The following is an 18,349-nucleotide window of genomic DNA, read 5'->3' on the forward strand; positions in this document are numbered from 1 at the left end:
GACGCATAGCTCAGCTGGATAGAGTACTCGGCTACGAACCGAGCGGTCGGAGGTTCGAATCCTCCTGCGTCCGCCATCTAAATCAACATAAGAAGTTACATTGCTGGGTGAAGTAAGAAAAAGTTGTACTACGGACGCATAGCTCAGCTGGATAGAGTACTCGGCTACGAACCGAGCGGTCGGAGGTTCGAATCCTCCTGCGTCCGCCATTAAACCTGCCTCGAGCAGGTTTTTTTGCTTTCTGCGTCCCCCGGCCTTTTGCAGAGCAAAAGGCGTGAAAACGGCGCAAGCCAAATTGTTGGCTTGCTTAGATCCGTTTTCACCCATTAAACCTGCCTCGAGCAGGTTTTTTGTTTTTCACATCCATGTGAAAAATCCCTGCGGGACCAGCTTCGCTGTCCAACAAGGTTCCAGACCTTGTTGTGTTTTCTGCATCCCTGTAGAAAATCCTTTGTGGACCAGCTTCGCTGTCCACAAAACGGCAGGATAGCCGTTTTGCACAACGAAGTTGCCGAAGGCGAGCTACATGGATGTGGCGAGTGTAAAACGCTCCGGGCGTTTTTGTGTTTCTGCGTCCCCCGGCTTCTCGCAGAGCTCGTCGTGTTCATTCTGCAAGACGCAAAACTGTTTGCCTCTTGAGAGCCCGAATTCTCCCCTGTAGAAAATTCTTTCAGAACCAGCTTCACAGTCCGCAAAAAGGCAGAATAGCCGTTTTGCATATGCCGGTTACCCTGCGACCTATCTTAAAAACTATGGCCATGGCTCAGTGCCGGACACCGCCGCTATTGGTCTGACCTTTTTGTGACTTTGTCGCCATTTTAGCGGAGGGCCGTTTAAAGTTTTATACGGCTGTTGTGACAGGAGGGCGGCAGGGCGCGCTCCAAATCAAAACTGCTTATTTTTTCTCCAGCGACTACAACCTTTGCCTATCTGGATTTCTTCAGAGCCTTGTGTTCTGATGAGGCGCTACTTTTTGGGGGTTGTATGTTGTACACAAAAATAAAATCAATAAAACAAAAGATCTTACTGACAGTTGGCGGCTCAACCGCTGTGCTTTTTGTGCTGACTGCTATTTTTGTGGTCAGCCACCTGGCCAGTCTGACCCGGCAGCAGGTGGAGTCGGATGTCGATGCGCTGATGCAAAAAGAGGCGGTGTCGGTCGGTAAATTTTTTGCAGGTTATGCCCAGGTGGCACGCACTTTTTTGCATGCACCACAGTTTCAGCAGTGGTTTGTCAGTTATCCGGGCCGTGGCACCGAACTGAATGGTTTGGCTGGTTATGAACAGATTAACCAGACCTTTAAAACGGTTAGCGGCAGTGATGAAGCCATTTTGTCGGCATTTTTTGCGTTAACCCGCTCTGATGAATATTTCCGTGAAGATTCGCGCACCGGTGTAGATAAAGAAGGCCCCAATGCCGGTGATGTCACTAAAGGTTATTTTGCCAGTCAGCGTCCCTGGTATCAGGAAACGATGAAACACAACGCCTTTTTTTTAGGCTCGCCTTCGGCCGACTTTACCACCGGCATAGTGTCGGCTGTGGTGGAAGGGCCGGTTTATCTGCCTGATGGTACGCTGCTCGGTGTTGGTGGTGTGGATCTTCACATTAATAAAGTCGGCGAGCAGGTTGATACCATTCGTTACCATGGCCAGGGTTTACCATTTTTACTGGATGACAAAGGCCAGATAGTGCATTTCCCGACCCAGCAGGGTATCGAGATTAAAACCAATGATGCCATTGCTGGTTTTGATCAGAAAATCACTGAAACCTCAGGTTTTACCGCAATTGCCGATGCCGCCAAAGCCGGTAAAGCCGGTTTTTTCCCGGTACGTTTTCAGGGAGAGCAATATTATGTCGCGCTGCAGCCGGTCAAACTCGATTTCCCGAAAATGGCCTGGTTAGTGGGCATGTTAGTGCCGGCAGAGCTGATTGATGGGCCTATTCAGAGGTCCATCAGCTGGGCTTTATTCGCCACGCTGCTGATGCTTGGCATTATTACCCTGATGATTTTATTAAGTACCGGTCTGATTACCAAACCTCTGACTGATTTAACTGCCGCGATGCGCGACATTGCCAGTGGTGATGGCGACCTCACCCGCACTATCAATATTGCCCAGCAGGATGAAGTAGGGGCTTTAGCAACACACTTTAATACCTTTGTTGGCAAGTTACGTCAGTCGCTGCAAATGACCCGGCAGCAGGCTCATCAGGTACAAAGCTCCAGCCAGCATTTAAATCAGGTAGCCGGTTTAACCAATCAGGAAATTCAGCAAAGCAAACAGCAGATTGATTCAGTATCGGCTGCTGTCACTGAAATGGCCGCCACTGTGCAGGAGATCAGTTTAAATGCTCAGTCCACCAGCGATGCTGCAGCCTATGCCCAGCAGCAAGGGCAGGACGGTTTTAAACTGTCTGAACTGGCAGTGCAGGATATGAACGAGCTTGACAGCAGCATGCTCGAAGCGGTGCAGGTGGTGATGGGGCTTGCAAAAGAATCTGAAAATATCGGTACTGTGGTGGATGTAATTAAAGGTATTGCCGAACAAACCAACTTACTGGCTCTGAACGCCGCTATTGAAGCTGCCCGTGCCGGCGAGCAGGGCCGGGGTTTTGCTGTGGTAGCCGATGAAGTACGGTCCCTGGCAGGGCGCACCCGTGACAGCACAGACGATATCCGCCGTATGGTGGAAAAACTGCAGCAAATAGCCAAGCAGGCCGAAACTGTGATGCAGCGTGGGCGCAGCCAGACCGAAGTCAGCACAGAGCGGGCGCAGGCTATGCAGCAGGCGTTGTCGGCTATCAGTCAGGCTATTGTGGTGGTGCAGCAGCAAAGTACCCAAATTGCCGTTGCCACTGAACAACAAACCATAGTGGCGGATGATATTAACCGTAATCTGCATTCTATCACTGCTTTGGTGGATAACACTGCAGGCCATGCTACTGAACTGACCGCAGAAGCGGCGGCTCTGAATGGCTCGTCCAGTGAACTGCGTCAGGTAGTGGCACAATTTAAAATCTAACTTGATGCGCTGAGCTCAGGGGCCAGCTATTGCTGTGTGCCCTGAGGTTCAGCGCAAAATCTGCAGCACGTTCTTATCCGATGGCCAGCCTTTGGCGCGGCTATGGATTATGGTAAAACCGCTTAGCGCTGTTGAATATAAAACATCAGTTTTTTATTGATGTTGTTTTGCTGGTGCTGGCGCGCCAGATATTGATTAAAACCACTGAGATAAGGCTGCCAGCTGGGGTGAAACGCTACCCGCAGTGCCACTTCGCCAAAATGTTCAGGTGACTGATATAGTGCTGTATCGGCAAACTGGTGTTGTTGCAGCCAGCGCGCCACGTGCTCATTAATATAAGCGTAATCACAACGACCACTTTGTAACATTTTCATTTGCGCCAGTTCGCTGGAGGCATCCACCCTGGTGGTGTTGTGCTGAGAGAAAAAGGGTTCAAGTGCCTCATAAACGTAATATTGCCGGGTGCAGACGGTTTTTCCTGCCAGCCAGTCTTTGATGCTGCTGCCATTGGCAAAAGGTTTTAACGCAAATAAATAATCGCGGTGTTGTAACACGAGATCGGAAAAAATCAGCTGCTGTGGTTTTTTAGTCCATTCAGGCGCAAGCAGCATGGCATCCACATCACCACTGTATAACCTGTGCTCTGCGCCGCGTCTGTTATCAAGAACAAATTCCAGTTTTACTTTTTGCCCGGCAAAATGCTCTTCCAATAATTCAGGAACCAGACCAACCACTTTGTTGGTCTGCTGATCCACATACATATATGGTGGCACCTGCGGGTAATACAGCACAAAACGCAATTTGTCGGCTGCCAAAGTGCAGAAACTGATATGAAAACTCAGGCAACAGAGCACAGCTGTAGCTTGCCGGTGAAATCTGACCATAGCGCTACTCCCTGTCACAGTGAACTGCGGCCCCTTCATTCTGCTTGATTATTCGCCGTTGTTGGCATAACAACAAGTCTATTTTTTTGCTGATATTTTCAGCGTTTTTTGCTCTGGCCGCCGCTGAATAAAAGTTAAAAAAATGAAAAATGTTAAAGTCTTTAATTTTTCACAGTTCTCCGTTACTATCGTAGTAATGGAAAAATAAAAACAAAATAAGGATGTTTTACTTTTTTCAAGAGTCATTCCAATGTTTAGGCAGTATCTTTTTGTATTTTCGACGCTTTTTTTAAGTGTGAACACCAGGGCCGCAACCAGTGACTGGGAGCAGGCTAAAAATGAACTGCGCACTGCGCTGCAATTTGTTCACAACTCTAATCTTTATTTTCAGCAATCCCCTGTTGTCAGCGACCAAAAAGTGGCGGCTTCTGTGCAATACCATTGGCTTGGCTTGTTTGAAGGATATGCCTTAGCCCTGCCTGCCAGCATCACCTCCGGCCGTTATGCTGAGGAGTCGGCACTCAACAGCACTGATCACCAGATTGCGCCTGCGCTCAAGCTGTTTTTATCTGAAGCCGCCGATTTTACGGTGCAAACCAGCTGGCAACGTGAGTTGTTACGTGCAGGTTTTGGCAAAGCAGAGTTTCTGCAACCGGGGGCCCAAAGCCTGACTGATGATCACAAGTTATTGCAGTTTGCATTACAGCTCGGGCGCTCGCCGGACAAACAACAGCTGACGCTGAGCGCCGGTCGTGACTTACGCCAGCAAACAATTCAGCAACAGCAAAATTCGCCGTTGTTATTCACTGAACAGGACACCGAGCTATTTACCAGGCAGCAGGCTAACTTTGTCAGTGCCAATTACGGTCACAAGCTGAGTGAAAATACCAGTCTGTTGCTGCAGAGCGAAATGCGCCATGAACAGCAAGGGACTATCCCGTCAAAGTTGTATCAGTTGGGCGCCGGCTGGTCGAGCCATTATGCCGGTAGTCAGCAGTTTCAGCTCGTCGCAGGTCAGTTCAGACGTGACACTGCAGGTCAACAAAGTAGCGGCAGTTATTGGCAGGCCAACAATCTGTGGCAGATCTCCAGACAATGGCAGCTGGTGCTGTCCAGCAGCCGCAATTCAGTATTGTCTTATGCCACCGGCAGTGTCAGTCAGCTCGAAACCCGTTCTGCGCTGACTTTGGGCTATCAGTGGAACGACGCTCATGTTACATCACTAACGGCATCTCACGGCAAAGCGCGGCTGGACGAGCAGCAGATTCAAAAAACCAGACAAGAGCTGGCGTTGAACTGGCAATGGCAGCCAGGCAGCAACTGGCAACAGCAACTGCAGTTGCAACAGGCACGCATAGATCAGAGCGGGCAGGATAAAACAGCCACCGAATTGTTCTGGCAAGTGAGCTGGTTATGGTAAAGCTGCTGGCTCTGCTGCTGTTATTTGTAATCTATAGCCCGGTACTGCTGGCAGAGGCTGCGTTATCTTTGCAGGGGTATCAGTTTGGGCCTGGTGATACCATTAAAATTAGTGTGTATCAGGAACCGGACTTATCGGTCTCAGCCCAAATCAGCCAGCAGGGTTTTATTGATATGCCGCTGCTCGGCAGCGTAAAAATGACCGGACTGACCCAGCAACAGGCCAAAGAAAAGCTTGAAGCACTGCTGCGGGACGGTTATCTGGTGTCGCCCAGTGTGTCTATTACCGTCGACAGTTACCGGCCATTTTTTATTTACGGTGAAGTGCGAAACCCTGGTTCTTATCCCTATCAGCCGGACATCACGCTGGAGCAGGCTATTGCTTTGTCCGGTGGCTTACAGGACAGAGCCTCCCGTAAAGCCTGGCATATTCAGCGTGGTGTTGACAAAACCACCTTTGTTGCCAGCTCAGACACCATCATTCTGCCGGGTGATGTGATCAAAATAGACAAGAGTTTCTTTTAATGGGCCAACAGCAGCCACAACGACAAGGTCAAAATAATGACGTGATTGAACTCAGCGTCATTCTGGCTATTTTGTCGGCGCGGCGCTGGTTGATCATACTCATCACAGTATTGGTATTTGGTGTTGTGACGACGCTGGTGGCGCAGTTGCCTTCGATGTTCCGGGCCTCCACCACATTAATGGTCAAAGGTGTACTGGCGTCCAATCCACTGCAATCGTTATTACCTGGAGTGGGCAGCGACAATGATGGCCTGGACACCCAGATCAAACTTTTGACTTCAGCCCAGTTTGCCCGGGATGTGGTCAGTCAGTTGCCTGATGATTTGCAGCTGGGTTTGCCTGATGATTTACGCCGTGATGATGCTCAGGCGCTGTTGGCTGGTTTAACGGTAATTTCAGTGCCTAAAACCACCTTGCTGGAAATTTCCTTTGTGCATTACAACCCTTATATTGCCAGCGAAGTGGTGAACCTGGTGGCCAGCCGTTTTATGGCGTATCAGACAGGGTTGATGCAACAACACAGCCATCAGGCCAGCGATTTACTGCGCCAGCAACTGGAGCAGGCCAAAATACAGCTGGCTCAGTCCGAAGAGCGGCTGGCCAAGTTCCGGCAGCAACATCATATTATTGATATTAATAGTGATGTGGAGCTGGCCAGACAGGAAATCGTGCAGCTGGCATTGGAAAAACGTGAACTGAACCGTCAGTTGCGTGAGCTTGATGTACTGTTACAAAAAGTCAGTCAGGCGCAGGATTATCTGCAGCTGAGCAGTGTGCCGGAGCTGCGTTCTGTGCCTTCAATTGCCGGATTACAACAGCAGTTATCGATGTTACAGGCCGAGTTTGCCCAGCTTAAACTCAGTTATCTGGCCAAACATCCAAGATATATTGCCGCCGAGAAAAAAATTGAAGTGGCCACAGGCCAGTTAACAGCAGAAGTGGACAAACTGACCGGTAACTTCAGCACCCGTCATAGTGAATTGCAACAGTTACTTCAACAAACCGAACAGCGCGCTATTGTTGCCAACCAGAAACTCGAATCTCTGGTGGATGTGGCACAACATCATAAAAAGCATGAAGCCGATATTCAGGCCAGTCTGGCGCTGTTAACTACCCTGAGTGATAAACTCAAAGAAAGTCAGTTACTTAAAGATATTAATAAAAGCTCCAGCATTATTGTGGTGGATCCGGCCAACGTACCTAGTCAGCCGATAGGCCCAAAGCGGCTGTTGTTGTCGGTGGCGGCATTTTTAATCGGATTTATCGGCGCGGTTTTTCTGGTGTTATGTTTGCACTTTTTTGCCGATGTCACCGCCAAATACCGCCAGATTGCCGCCCGTTTTGGTTTTAAGCTGATTGGCGTTGTGCCGCAAATCCGGGTGAAGGGTATTGATAAAAACCTGCCGGTGGTGCAGCAGTCGGGCAAACAATACACGTTGTATCAGGAATATATCCGCTCTATCCGCACCAATATTTTGCTGGATAAAAAGTTGTGTCAGCAAAAGCTGCTGGCTTTTACGTCAATTGCACCCAATGAAGGAAAATCCAGCATCTGTCTGCAGCTGGCCAAATCTTTTTCTGAGCTGGAGCGGGTGATAGTGATTGATGCCGATTTACGTTTTCCGGCGCTGGCTGAGGCGCTTGGCGAAAACCCTCACAGGCCCGGGCTTACCAACTTACTGGCAAAAACTCATAGTTTTGAGCAATGTGTGTTTTACAGCAAAGAACTCAATGCCGACGTATTACCCTCTGGCATCAGACCAATGAATCCGTTGTTGTTTTTATCGATGCCAAGATTTGACGCCATTCTCAAAGTGCTGGCAAAAAAATACGATAGGGTCATTATTGAATGCCCGCCAATTTTATCGGTCAGCGACGCTATGGTGGTGGCTAAGAGTGTCGGACAGCTGGAGCTGGTGGTGGATGTGAAAAAAACACCGCTGGTGGATTTTGCCCGTAAGCTGGAGCTACTGGAGCAATCCGGTGTGGCGCTGGGCGGTATTATTTTAAACAGGGTCAAAAACGACACGTCCAATTATTATGCGACGGCCGCTACCCGCGCCAAACAACCCTCGGCGCTGCAACTGATGCTGCAAAATAATCTAAAAAGAGCATAACAGGCGCATCATCAGCCTTTTTAGTAATGCCGAAGCAAAACCAATAAAAAAGCCCATCTGTTGATGGGCTTTTGCCAGAACACTTAATCTTGTGTGCCGGTGAATTCTAAACCTGCATTAATGACCTTGTTTTAATAAATCAGCTGACAAAGTTAACTCTTCGTTTTTATTGACGCCAACACCACGGTCAATCACGTTTTTAGCAATTTGTTTCGCCTCATCCAGCGAATGCATTTGATAAGTACCACACTGGTACACGTTTAATTCCGGAATTTCAGATTGTTGCTGTACTTTTAATACATCAGCCATCGCCGCTTTCCAGCTGTCTGCTACCCGCTGTTCGTCCGGCGTGCCAATCAGGCTCATGTAAAAACCGGTGCGACAACCCATAGGGGAAATATCGATAATTTCCACACCATTGCCGTTTAAGTGATCACGCATAAAACCGGCAAATAAATGCTCCAGGGTATGAATGCCTTTTTCTGACAGAATTTCCTGATTTGGCACACAAAAGCGCAAATCAAAAACAGTGATGGCGTCGCCTTTTGGCGTGGTCATGGTTTTGGCAACCCGCACGGCAGGCGCTTTCATAATGGTATGGTCAACGGTAAAACTATCGAGTAATGGCATCTTGGTCGTCCGGAAAAAATAAAAAAACAGATAACAGGATTATACCCAGCTACGTGATGGCAAGCGAACTGGATTTATTGATTTTCTGTTGGCGCAGGTTTTTGTGACCGGGTAACGCTGAAAAAATCCGCTTTTATGTCAATTTCTGAAAAAATTTAGCTGAATAACCTTGAATCGATCAGGGATTAACCCCATTAACCGGTCAACACAATTTTAATTGTTCGAATTTAAGAGCGGAGTACATCATGGGTAGAATTATTGGTATTGACTTAGGTACAACAAACAGCTGTGTTGCCATTTTAGATGGTGACCAACCTCGCGTCATTGAAAACGCTGAGGGTACCAGAACTACACCTTCTATCATTGCTTATGCTGAAGACGGTGAAGTGTTAGTGGGCCAGCCTGCTAAACGTCAGGCGGTGACCAACCCAAAAAATACTTTATTTGCTATCAAACGTTTAATCGGTCGTCGTTTTGAAGACGCTGAAGTACAACGTGACATCAAAATCATGCCATACCAGATTGTCAAAGCAGACAATGGGGACGCCTGGGTTGAAGTCAAAGGCAAAAAATTAGCTGCACCACAAATTTCAGCTGAAGTGCTGAAAAAAATGAAAAAAACCGCTGAAGATTATCTGGGTGAACCAGTGACTGAAGCAGTTATCACAGTACCGGCTTACTTTAACGATGCACAGCGTCAGGCCACTAAAGACGCCGGCCGTATTGCTGGTTTAGAAGTAAAACGTATTATCAACGAGCCAACAGCTGCAGCATTAGCCTACGGCATGGACAAGAAAAAAGGCGACACCAAAGTTGCGGTTTATGACTTGGGTGGTGGTACTTTTGATATCTCGATCATCGAAATTGACGACGTTGACGGCGAACAAACTTTTGAAGTGTTATCGACCAACGGTGACACTCACTTAGGTGGTGAAGACTTCGACTCACGTGTCATTAATTATTTAGTTGACGAGTTCAAAAAAGAGCAGGGCATTGACCTGCGTAACGACCCACTGGCGATGCAACGTTTAAAAGAAGCCGGAGAAAAAGCCAAAATTGAACTGTCATCAGCGTCACAAACTGAAGTAAACCTGCCATACATCACAGCTGATGCGACAGGTCCAAAACACTTAAACATCAAAGTGACCCGCGCCAAGCTGGAATCTCTGGTGGAAGATTTAATTCAGCGCACTATTGAACCGCTGAAACAAGCGTTAAAAGACGCTGGTTTATCGGTAAGCGACATCAACGACATCATCCTGGTGGGCGGTCAGACGCGGATGCCAAAAGTACAGGAAGCAGTAACAGCTTTCTTTGGCAAAGAGCCACGTAAAGACGTGAACCCGGACGAAGCTGTAGCTGTTGGTGCTGCTATTCAGGGTGCTGTACTGTCAGGTGACGTCAAAGACGTTCTGCTGCTGGACGTAACGCCATTGTCTTTAGGTATCGAGACTATGGGTAGCGTGATGACAGCACTGATTGAGAAAAACACCACTATTCCGACTAAAAAGTCGCAAACTTTCTCAACAGCAGATGACAACCAGTCAGCGGTAACTATTCACGTACTGCAGGGTGAGCGTAAACAGGCTTCTGCCAACAAGTCACTGGGTCAGTTTAACTTAGAAGGTATTCGCCCGGCCCGCCGTGGTGAACCACAAATTGAAGTGACTTTTGACTTAGACGCCGACGGTATTTTGCATGTGTCTGCCAAAGACAAAGACACCGGCAAAGAGCAAAAAATCACCATCAAAGCTTCTTCAGGCTTAACGGATGAAGAAGTGGAACGTATGGTACGTGATGCTGAACTGAACGCTGAAGAAGACAAAAAGTTCGAAGAATTGGTGCAAACCCGCAACCAGGCTGACGCTTTAGTGCATGCAACCCGCAAGCAGATTGAAGAAGCCGGTGCCAACTTAGCCACCAATGACAAACAGGAAATTGAAGCCGCCATCAGCGCGCTGGAAGGCGTGATCAAAGGCAGCGACAAAGCTGAAATTGAAGCCAAAACTCAGGCGTTACTGCAGGCAGCACAAAAACTGCAAGCCGCAGCAGGGCAAGGTCAGGCCAATGCGGGTTCGGCAGACAATGCCAAAAACGCCGGCGACGACGTGGTCGACGCTGAGTTTGAAGAAGTTAAAGACAAATAATATTTGTCTGGTGAAGACCGCTGCTTTAAGCTGCGGTTTCTACTGGTTTGACACTAGAGCGACCGCCCAGGCGGTCGTTTGTCTATCCCCTAAATCATTGAAGTTGTAGCGCGGCGACAATATGAGCGAGTCCCCGGGAGCATAGTGAGCTACGTGACCGGGGCGAGTGAATGCAGTCAACAAAGCTACAATTTCAAGGATAACGGGATATCCGCTCACACAACCTTGAAGCAGCATTATGTCAAAGCGTGATTATTATGAAGTCCTGGGCGTTGCCAAAGGCGCCGACGACAAAGAAATCAAAAAGGCTTATAAGCGCCTCGCGATGAAATATCACCCTGATCGCACTCAGGGTGATAAAGCGATGGAAGAGAAGTTTAAAGAAGTACAGGAAGCCTACGAAGTTCTGTCGGATGAGCAGAAAAAGGCGGCCTACGACCAGTATGGTCATGCCGGTGTGGATCCAAACCGCGGTGGTTTTGGCGGTGGCGGAGCTGATTTTGGCGACATTTTTGGCGACGTCTTTGGAGACATTTTTGGTGGTGGCCGTCGTGGTGGTCAGTCACGCGCTCAGCGTGGCTCCGACTTACGCTACAACCTGGAAATGAGCCTGGAAGACGCGGTACGCGGCAAATCGGTTGATATTAAAGTTCCGACCTGGGTGAGCTGTGACAGTTGTGAAGGTTCAGGTGCGAAAAAAGGCACTCAGGCAAAGTCTTGTCCAACCTGTCATGGCGCAGGTCAGGTGACGATGCGTCAGGGCTTTTTTGCCGTGCAGCAAACCTGTCCAACCTGTAGCGGTCGCGGCAAAATTATCCCGGATCCATGTACTAAGTGTCATGGTGAAGGCCGGGTGGAAAAAACCAAAACTCTGGCCGTTAAAATTCCGGCCGGCGTGGACACAGGCGACCGCATCCGCTTAAGCGGTGAAGGGGAGGCCGGTATGCACGGCGCGCCTTCAGGCGATTTGTATGTACAGGTGCACGTCAAAGATCACCCGATTTTTGTCCGTGATGGCAATAACCTGTCCTGTGAAGTGCCAATCAGTTTTAGCATTGCCGCTTTAGGTGGTGAAATTGATGTGCCAACACTGGATGGTCGTGTGAAGCTGAAAATCCCTGCTGAAACCCAAACTGATAAAATGTTCCGTTTGCGTGGCAAAGGGGTGCAGTCGGTGCGCGGTGGTGGTGTTGGCGATTTAGTCTGTAAAGTGGTGGTGGAAACGCCGGTGAACTTATCAGACAAACAAAAAGACTTGCTGCGTCAGCTGGATGAAAGCTGGGCCGGTGAGAGTGAAGCGCGACACAGGCCTAAATCCAAAGGCTTTTTTGATGGTGTGAAAAAGTTTTTTGATGATTTAACAGGGTAAGTTATGTATCACCGCCAGCTTCTGCTGGCGGTGTTGTTTTAAACTATTGTTTATAAATGTTGTTTTCGGAATTTGCTAACAACAGTTTCAGTTGCCGTTCATCGGGCAAGAGTTAAAAACAGCCTTGAATCCGGCGCAGTTGGCATGACACTGAACTCGGCAGCATCGCAGCAGTTTTTTCCTGCTTTATATTCAATACTCTGATCATCACCGGATCTATATTTTTAACCCGAATCATAGAACACAGAAGGGAGGCCCATGTTCACATTGCCCAAATTAAGCTTAAAACAACTGTCTGTCAGCGCTCTGGCGGTGATGCTGCTGGGCTCTTGTGCCGAGTCGCCAACAGGCCGGCCGCAGCTGATGTTGTTTGACAACAGCCAGGTCAGCAAACTTGGTATTCAGACTTTTGAAGAGTTAAAAACCAAAACTGCGATTAATAAAGATAAAAAAACCAATCAGTATGTGCAGTGTGTGGCGCAGGCGGTGCTCAAAGTGACCCCACAAAAATACCAGGCCAACCCCTGGGAAATTGTGGTGTTCGAAAGTGATCAGGTCAACGCCTTTGCCCTGCCTGGCGGCAAAATTGGTGTCTACACAGGTTTATTGCTGGTGGCAGAAAACCAGCATCAGCTGGCTGCGGTGATAGGCCACGAAATCGCCCACGTGATGGCCGGCCATTCGAATGAGCGGTTGTCCAGCAATCAGGCGGTACAAGCTACTTTAGGTGTGGCCGACGTAGCGCTCAGTGCCATGAACACCCGTTATAAAGCTGAGCTGTCCAGTGCCTTTGGTTTAGGCGCTCAGGTGGGCATAGTGCTGCCATTTAGCCGGGTCCATGAAACTGAAGCCGATGTCATCGGCCTGGATTTGATGGCCAAAGCCGGTTTCCAACCGGAAGAGTCAGTGAAGCTGTGGCAAAATATGGCCAAACAGGGCAGTGGTGGCACACCACAAATTTTATCCAGCCACCCGGTGCCGGAAAACCGCATTAAAAAATTGCAGAAGGACATGCCAGCTGCGTTAAGCGCTTATCAAAGCAGGCAGGCGCAGGGCAACCTGCCACGTTGTAATAAATAACAACAGCCACATCTGTTTGGCGTCACCATAAAAAAACCGGCAATGCCGGTTTTTTTATGGGTTCGATAGCGTGTTCTAGCTGGTGGCTGTGACCGCTTTGGCCTGATGTTTACTGAAGGCAATTGCAATCAGGGCGGTAGCGGCCAGGATCAAACAATAATAACTCTGAGTGACCACTTCCCAGGGCGACAGCGAAAAGCTGGCGCCTAATAACAAAGCCTGGGCACCATAAGGCACCAAACCCTGACTGATGCAGGAGAATATATCCAGCAAGCTGGCGCTGCGTTTTGGGCTGATATTATTGTGTTCGGCCAGGTCTTTACTGACATCGGCTGCAATAACAATGGCCACAGTGTTATTGGCAATACACAAGTTGCTGATAAACACCAAAGCGGCAATCGCCAGCTGCTGTGCTTTATTGCCGGCCAGCGCCAGCTTACCGGCCAGATAGGCGATATGGCCTGCTATCCAGGAAAGGCCACCTTGCTGCTTCACAAATTCTCCCAGCGCGCCGACAAACATCGATAACAGGAAAATCTCCTGCATATTGGCAAAACCTTTAAAAATATCTTTGCCAAGGTTAGCCAGCTGATAATCGGCAAAAAACGCGCCCTGTAAGGCTGCTAACACAATGCCCAGCAGCAGTACCACAAATACATTCACGCCGGCAATGGCAAGTACCAGAATGGCGGCATAAGGCAAAACGCCAGTCCAGTTAAATTCTTTCACTGTCACAGCGCTTTCAGAGCTTGTCAGGCCTGCAAACAGCAGCAGTGTTATTAGTGCTGCCGGCATGGCAATTTTAAAGTTTTCGCGGAATTTATCTTTCATTTCAGCACCCTGAGTGCGGGTTGCTGCAATGGTGGTGTCGGAAATAATTGACAGATTGTCACCAAACATAGCGCCGCTTAATAAAGCGCCGGCCACCAACGCCGGTTCTAATCCGGCTTGTTGTGATAAACCCAGGGCAATAGGGGCTAATGCACCGATAGTGCCCATTGAAGTGCCCATGGCAGTAGCCACAATAGCCGAAATCACAAATAAACCGGGTAACAATAAAGTGGCAGGAACAAGGCTTAAACCTGCATTTACTACTGCGTCTACACCGCCACTGGCCTGAGCCACAGCAGCAAAAGCACCGGCCAGCAGGTAGATAATACACATGGTAATAATGTTGTTATTGCCGGCACCTTTAACCAGCACATCAATGCCCTGGGCTATCGGCGCGCGGTTTAGCCATACGGCCAGCACCAAAGCCGGAATAATAGCAACAGGCCCGGGTAACTGATAAAACGCATAAGCAACACCCTGACTCTGCAGGTACAGGCCTGTGCCTAAAAATAAAAATACAAACAACAGCAAAGGCAATAACGACAATTTTGCCTGCTGTCGGCTGGCTGCATTCATGAGGGTCTCCATCAAAATCTGGCATACGTCTTGTAATCGCTAAAACAGCGATTATCCGAATTGCATATAACGCTGCGGAATATAAAGACGTCCAGAAGGCCTGTCAAATAACTTTATGTTATGACTTAAAGTATCTTTAATTTAGTTATTTCTGAATAAAGGCAATAAACAGGTTGAATTTACCCAATAAGCCGCCATATCCAGAATCCAGCTGCTACTTTTCTGCGTATACAAAGCAGTTTTTCATAAGCCTGAAGGCTTTTACCTGTTGCTTAGCACACGGAGTTTTTATGTTTAATTTTTCTTATCAAAACCCAACCCGGATAGTGTTTGGCGAAGGCCAAATTAGTCAGCTTGCTACTTTAGTGCCCAAAGGCAGCAAAATCTTGCTGACGTACGGTGGGGGTTCAATTAAACACAATGGCGTGTATCAGCAAGTGATGCAAGCATTAGATGGTTTTGAAGTTGTTGAATTTTCAGGCATTGAACCTAATCCGTCTTTTGAAACTTTATTAAAGGCTGTGGATATCGTTAAAACCCAGGGCATCAATTATTTATTGCCTGTGGGTGGCGGCAGTGTTATCGACGGCACCAAGTTTATTGCCGCTGCAGCGCTGTTCCAGGGAGACCCATGGGATATCCTTGCCAAGCGGGCGCCAATCAGTGCAGCTTTGCCACTTGGCTGTGTGCTTACTTTGCCGGCAACAGGTACAGAGAGTAACGGCAACTCTGTGGTCACCCGTTACAGCACCCAGCAAAAGTTGTCTTTTGCCAGTCCGCTGGTGTATCCGAAGTTTGCGGTGCTGGACCCAACAGTTACTTACAGTTTGCCGCCAAAACAAGTGGCAAATGGTGTGGTGGATGCTTTTGTGCATGTGATGGAACAATACATGACCTATCCGGTCAATGCCGCTGTGCAGGACAGATTTGCCGAAGGTTTATTATTGACCTTATTGGAGCAGGGGCCTTTGGCACTAAAAGACCCGCACAATTACGACGTGCGCGCCAATGTAATGTGGGCAGCCACTATGGCACTCAATGGACTGATAGGTCAGGGCGTGCCACAAGACTGGGCCACCCATATGATTGGCCATGAGTTGACCGCTTTATATGGGCTGGATCACGCTCAGACATTGGCGATTGTGTTGCCAGCGTTGTTACAGCAGCAGCGCAGCCAAAAACGCGAAAAACTAATTCAGTACGGTAAGCGGGTATTTAATCTGCAACACACAGACGAAGAACGTCTGATTGATGAAACCATAGCGCACACCAGGGCCTTTTTTGAACAAATGGGTGTGCCAACCCGGCTGGCGGACTATGGTGTGACTGCCGACGCTGTGGACGCTGTGATTGCCAAACTGGAGCATCATAAAATGCTGAAGCTGGGTGAACATGGCGATATTACTCTTGAGGTGTCCCGCAAAATCTTAACTGCGGCTTTGTAAGTACAGCCTGCTGCGGTTTTGAGATAAACAACGCAGTGAATAGCAAACCAGACAAAGGGCAGCGCAGCTGCCCTTTGTTTTTTCTCTGTTTTTTGACTGTGGCCACCATAGGCACAACAGATTCAGCGCATTTTGCTTTTTGGCTGGTCAGGCGGGGAGTTCAGACGTTATGATAACGCCCTTGTTTCAGAAGGCCGGACATCCTGTTAATGACTTTAGCTGCAGTGCCCTGTTTAGTTGTGCTTGCCGCCGGTATGGGCAGCCGTTTTGGTGGTGATAAACAACTGGCGCAACTTGGCAGCACAGGCCGCACTTTATTGCATTTTAGTGTGATGGACGCTTACAACGCCGGAGTGCGGCATGTGATACTGGTGATCCGCGCTGAGCTGACTTCAGCCCTAGAGCATCAGGTGTTACCGCATTTTCCCGCTGATTTAACAGTGCAGCTGGTACTGCAGCAAGGCGATGATCTGCCCGCTGCAGTGCTGGTGCCACCACGGGACAAACCCTGGGGCACAGCCCATGCGCTTTGGTGTGCCCGCGATGCAGTGCAAAATTCGCCGATGATAGTGATCAATGCCGATGATTATTATGGCAGTGATGCCATGCAGCTGTTGGTACAACATTTTAGCGCAGAAAAACATACATCTGCCGGCTCATCTGATGCTGAACTCAATGGCGAATGGGCGATGGTGGCCTTTGAACTCTCGCACACTTTGTCAGCGCATGGTGGTGTGAACAGAGGTCTTTGTGTGGTTCAGCAGCACTATCTGCAGTCGGTCACTGAATGTTGTGATATCAGGCAACAAGGTGCACAGCTTTGTGGCCAGGATGCTGCCGGCCAGTTGTTGCCACTGGATGCGGCTCAGGCGGTATCAATGAATATCTGGGGCTTCAGTGCCGCTATCATGCCCAAACTGGAGCAGGCGCTGACTGAGTTTTTTCAGCAGATGCCACAGCCAAAAGCAGAATGTTATTTGCCCGCCGTAGTGAATAATGCCTTGCAACAAGGGCAAAAATTAAAAGTGTATCTGTCGCATCAGCGTTGGTTTGGTGTTACTTATCCTGCTGATTTGGCAGAAATTGTAGATTATTTTCAGACAAAAAATACGGCGTAATGCCGCTGCTGTGGAACTTATTGCATGACATCCAGTGTTGTATCGCAAACAAAAGCCGCCGGGGCACAGCCCGCTGTAAAGTCACATCCGCTGGTCACAGCTGAGGTGCTGGCTGCTTATCAGCTGTCGGCAACAACTGACATTGTGCCTTTTGGCAATGGCCATATTAATCAGACTTTTTTATTAAAAGATGGCGATAAGAAACTGATATTACAAAAAATTAATACCGCTATTTTTCCGTCAGCCCGGGATCTGGTGCAAAACGCGCTGAAAATTGAACAACATTTGCTGGCAAAAAAACAACAAGGTTTGTATCAGCTTGAAGTGCTGCGCCAGCAGGCAAGGGCTGATGGCAGTTATCTGGCAGGCGCAGCACAGGATTTACGTGCTTTGCAGTTTATTGACAATGGCAGCAGCATCGAAGTGGTGGACAATCCGGCTCAGGCATATGCCGCAGCCCTGACATTTGGCCAGTTTGCTGCTGCGCTGGCCGATTTTGATGCGTCGCAGTTGGTCACAGTGATCCCGGATTTTCATAACCTTGGTATGCGCTTTTTGCAGCTCAAAGATGCCATTGATAACAACAAAGCCGGCCGGTTAAGCCAGTGCCAGGCGCTGGTGGATTATTGCCTGTCGCAACAAGCGTTGGTGACTGAACTTACCCAGGTCTGTGCAGCTTTACCGCTGCGGGTTTGTCATAACGACACCAAAATCAATAACATGCTGTATTCAGCCCAATTGCAGCGTGGCATTGCCGCGATAGATTTGGATACCTGCATGCCGGGTTATTGGTTATTTGATTTTGGCGATATGGTGCGCACCTGCTGCTCGCCTGAGCCGGAAGATTCATTAAATACCGAAGCGGTCAGAGTGCGGCCGGAGATTTTTAAGGCTTTGGCCGAAGGTTATTTAACTGGCCTTGCCGGTGTGATCAGCGAAGCAGAAAAACAAAGTTTATTACTGGGCGCCAAAGTGATGTGTTTGATGATTGGCATCCGCTTTTTGGCCGATCACCTCAATGGTGACAGTTATTTTGCCATTAAAAGGCCAAATCATAATTTACAAAGGGCGCAGAACCAAATCCGTTTATATCAGGATTTATTGCAGCAACAACCAACACTGGCCGCCTGTTTTAGCGAACAGCAACCGGTTTTTTAATGATCCAGCGGTGATGCCAGCTGAAAAAT

At 48.6% G+C, this 18,349-nt stretch carries 13 protein-coding genes and 1 tRNA gene; 11 read left to right on the top strand and 3 right to left on the bottom strand.

Annotated features, from left to right (window positions below):
* The first annotated feature begins 132 nt into the window (after positions 1-132).
* Together N3Z11_RS11335 and N3Z11_RS11340 are read left to right on the top strand one after the other, a co-directional pair.
* Positions 133-209, top strand: a tRNA-Arg gene (locus tag N3Z11_RS11335).
* Positions 210-1,059: 850 nt separating this feature from the next.
* A complete protein-coding gene (locus N3Z11_RS11340; protein WP_260657293.1) occupies positions 1,060-3,021 on the top strand; it encodes a methyl-accepting chemotaxis protein in 1,962 nt (653 codons plus the stop codon).
* 122 nt (positions 3,022-3,143) lie between these two features.
* Here the strand turns inward: N3Z11_RS11340 and N3Z11_RS11345 are convergent, their stop codons facing one another.
* Positions 3,144-3,905 (bottom strand): substrate-binding periplasmic protein, encoded by a 762-nt coding sequence (locus tag N3Z11_RS11345; protein ID WP_260657294.1) that lies wholly within the window; start codon positions 3,903-3,905, stop codon positions 3,144-3,146.
* Positions 3,906-4,155: 250 nt separating this feature from the next.
* Between N3Z11_RS11345 and N3Z11_RS11350 the strand changes: the two genes are divergently transcribed.
* From N3Z11_RS11350 to N3Z11_RS11360, 3 genes are read left to right on the top strand one after another with little or no spacing between them, the layout of a single operon-like run.
* Positions 4,156-5,325 (top strand): hypothetical protein, encoded by a 1,170-nt coding sequence (locus tag N3Z11_RS11350; RefSeq protein ID WP_260657295.1) that lies wholly within the window; start codon positions 4,156-4,158, stop codon positions 5,323-5,325.
* A complete protein-coding gene (locus tag N3Z11_RS11355) occupies positions 5,319-5,849 on the top strand; it encodes a polysaccharide biosynthesis/export family protein (RefSeq protein WP_260657296.1) in 531 nt (176 codons plus the stop codon). The genes N3Z11_RS11350 and N3Z11_RS11355 overlap by 7 nt, the downstream gene beginning before the upstream one ends.
* Entirely contained in the window at positions 5,849-7,966 is a 2,118-nt protein-coding gene (locus tag N3Z11_RS11360) for a GumC family protein (protein ID WP_260657297.1), read from the top strand. The genes N3Z11_RS11355 and N3Z11_RS11360 overlap by 1 nt, the downstream gene beginning before the upstream one ends.
* A gap of 117 nt (positions 7,967-8,083) precedes the next feature.
* On the opposite strand, the gene luxS is transcribed toward N3Z11_RS11360, so the two are convergent.
* The gene (gene luxS / locus N3Z11_RS11365) at positions 8,084-8,596 is read right to left on the bottom strand and encodes an S-ribosylhomocysteine lyase (protein ID WP_260657298.1); all 513 of its coding nucleotides are present in this window, start codon (positions 8,594-8,596) and stop codon (positions 8,084-8,086) included.
* Between the two features lie 245 nt (positions 8,597-8,841).
* On the opposite strand from luxS, the gene dnaK reads away from it, so the two are divergent.
* The 3 genes from dnaK to N3Z11_RS11380 all read left to right on the top strand — a co-directional run bounded on the left by dnaK (position 8,842) and on the right by N3Z11_RS11380 (position 13,192).
* On the top strand, positions 8,842-10,743 hold the full coding sequence (gene dnaK, locus N3Z11_RS11370; RefSeq protein ID WP_260657299.1) for a molecular chaperone DnaK: 1,902 nt from the start codon (positions 8,842-8,844) through the stop codon (positions 10,741-10,743).
* A 238-nt stretch (positions 10,744-10,981) separates the two neighbouring features.
* Positions 10,982-12,112, top strand: a complete 1,131-nt coding sequence (dnaJ, locus tag N3Z11_RS11375; RefSeq protein WP_260657300.1) for a molecular chaperone DnaJ — start codon at positions 10,982-10,984, stop codon at positions 12,110-12,112.
* A 258-nt stretch (positions 12,113-12,370) separates the two neighbouring features.
* Positions 12,371-13,192, top strand: coding sequence for a M48 family metallopeptidase (locus N3Z11_RS11380; RefSeq protein WP_260657301.1), 822 nt, complete (start codon positions 12,371-12,373; stop codon positions 13,190-13,192).
* A 75-nt stretch (positions 13,193-13,267) separates the two neighbouring features.
* Here N3Z11_RS11380 and N3Z11_RS11385 read toward each other — a convergent pair whose 3' ends face one another.
* Positions 13,268-14,599: a Na+/H+ antiporter NhaC family protein gene (locus N3Z11_RS11385; RefSeq protein WP_260657302.1), complete on the bottom strand. Its 1,332-nt coding sequence runs from the start codon at positions 14,597-14,599 to the stop codon at positions 13,268-13,270.
* Between the two features lie 290 nt (positions 14,600-14,889).
* Here N3Z11_RS11385 and N3Z11_RS11390 point away from each other — a divergent pair, with 290 nt between their 5' ends.
* The 3 genes from N3Z11_RS11390 (at position 14,890) to N3Z11_RS11400 (ending at position 18,320) form a co-directional block, all read left to right on the top strand.
* The gene (locus N3Z11_RS11390; RefSeq protein WP_260657303.1) at positions 14,890-16,044 is read left to right on the top strand and encodes an iron-containing alcohol dehydrogenase; all 1,155 of its coding nucleotides are present in this window, start codon (positions 14,890-14,892) and stop codon (positions 16,042-16,044) included.
* Between the two features lie 209 nt (positions 16,045-16,253).
* Positions 16,254-17,162 (top strand): NDP-sugar synthase, encoded by a 909-nt coding sequence (locus N3Z11_RS11395; RefSeq protein WP_260657304.1) that lies wholly within the window; start codon positions 16,254-16,256, stop codon positions 17,160-17,162.
* Positions 17,163-17,186: 24 nt separating this feature from the next.
* Positions 17,187-18,320 carry a phosphotransferase enzyme family protein gene (locus N3Z11_RS11400; protein ID WP_260657305.1) on the top strand — a complete coding sequence of 378 codons (1,134 nt, stop codon included), beginning with the start codon at positions 17,187-17,189 and terminating at the stop codon, positions 18,318-18,320.
* Positions 18,321-18,349: the final 29 nt, after the last annotated feature.

The organism is Rheinheimera sp. 4Y26, assembly GCF_025245835.1.
Lineage (GTDB): Bacteria > Pseudomonadota > Gammaproteobacteria > Enterobacterales > Alteromonadaceae > Pararheinheimera.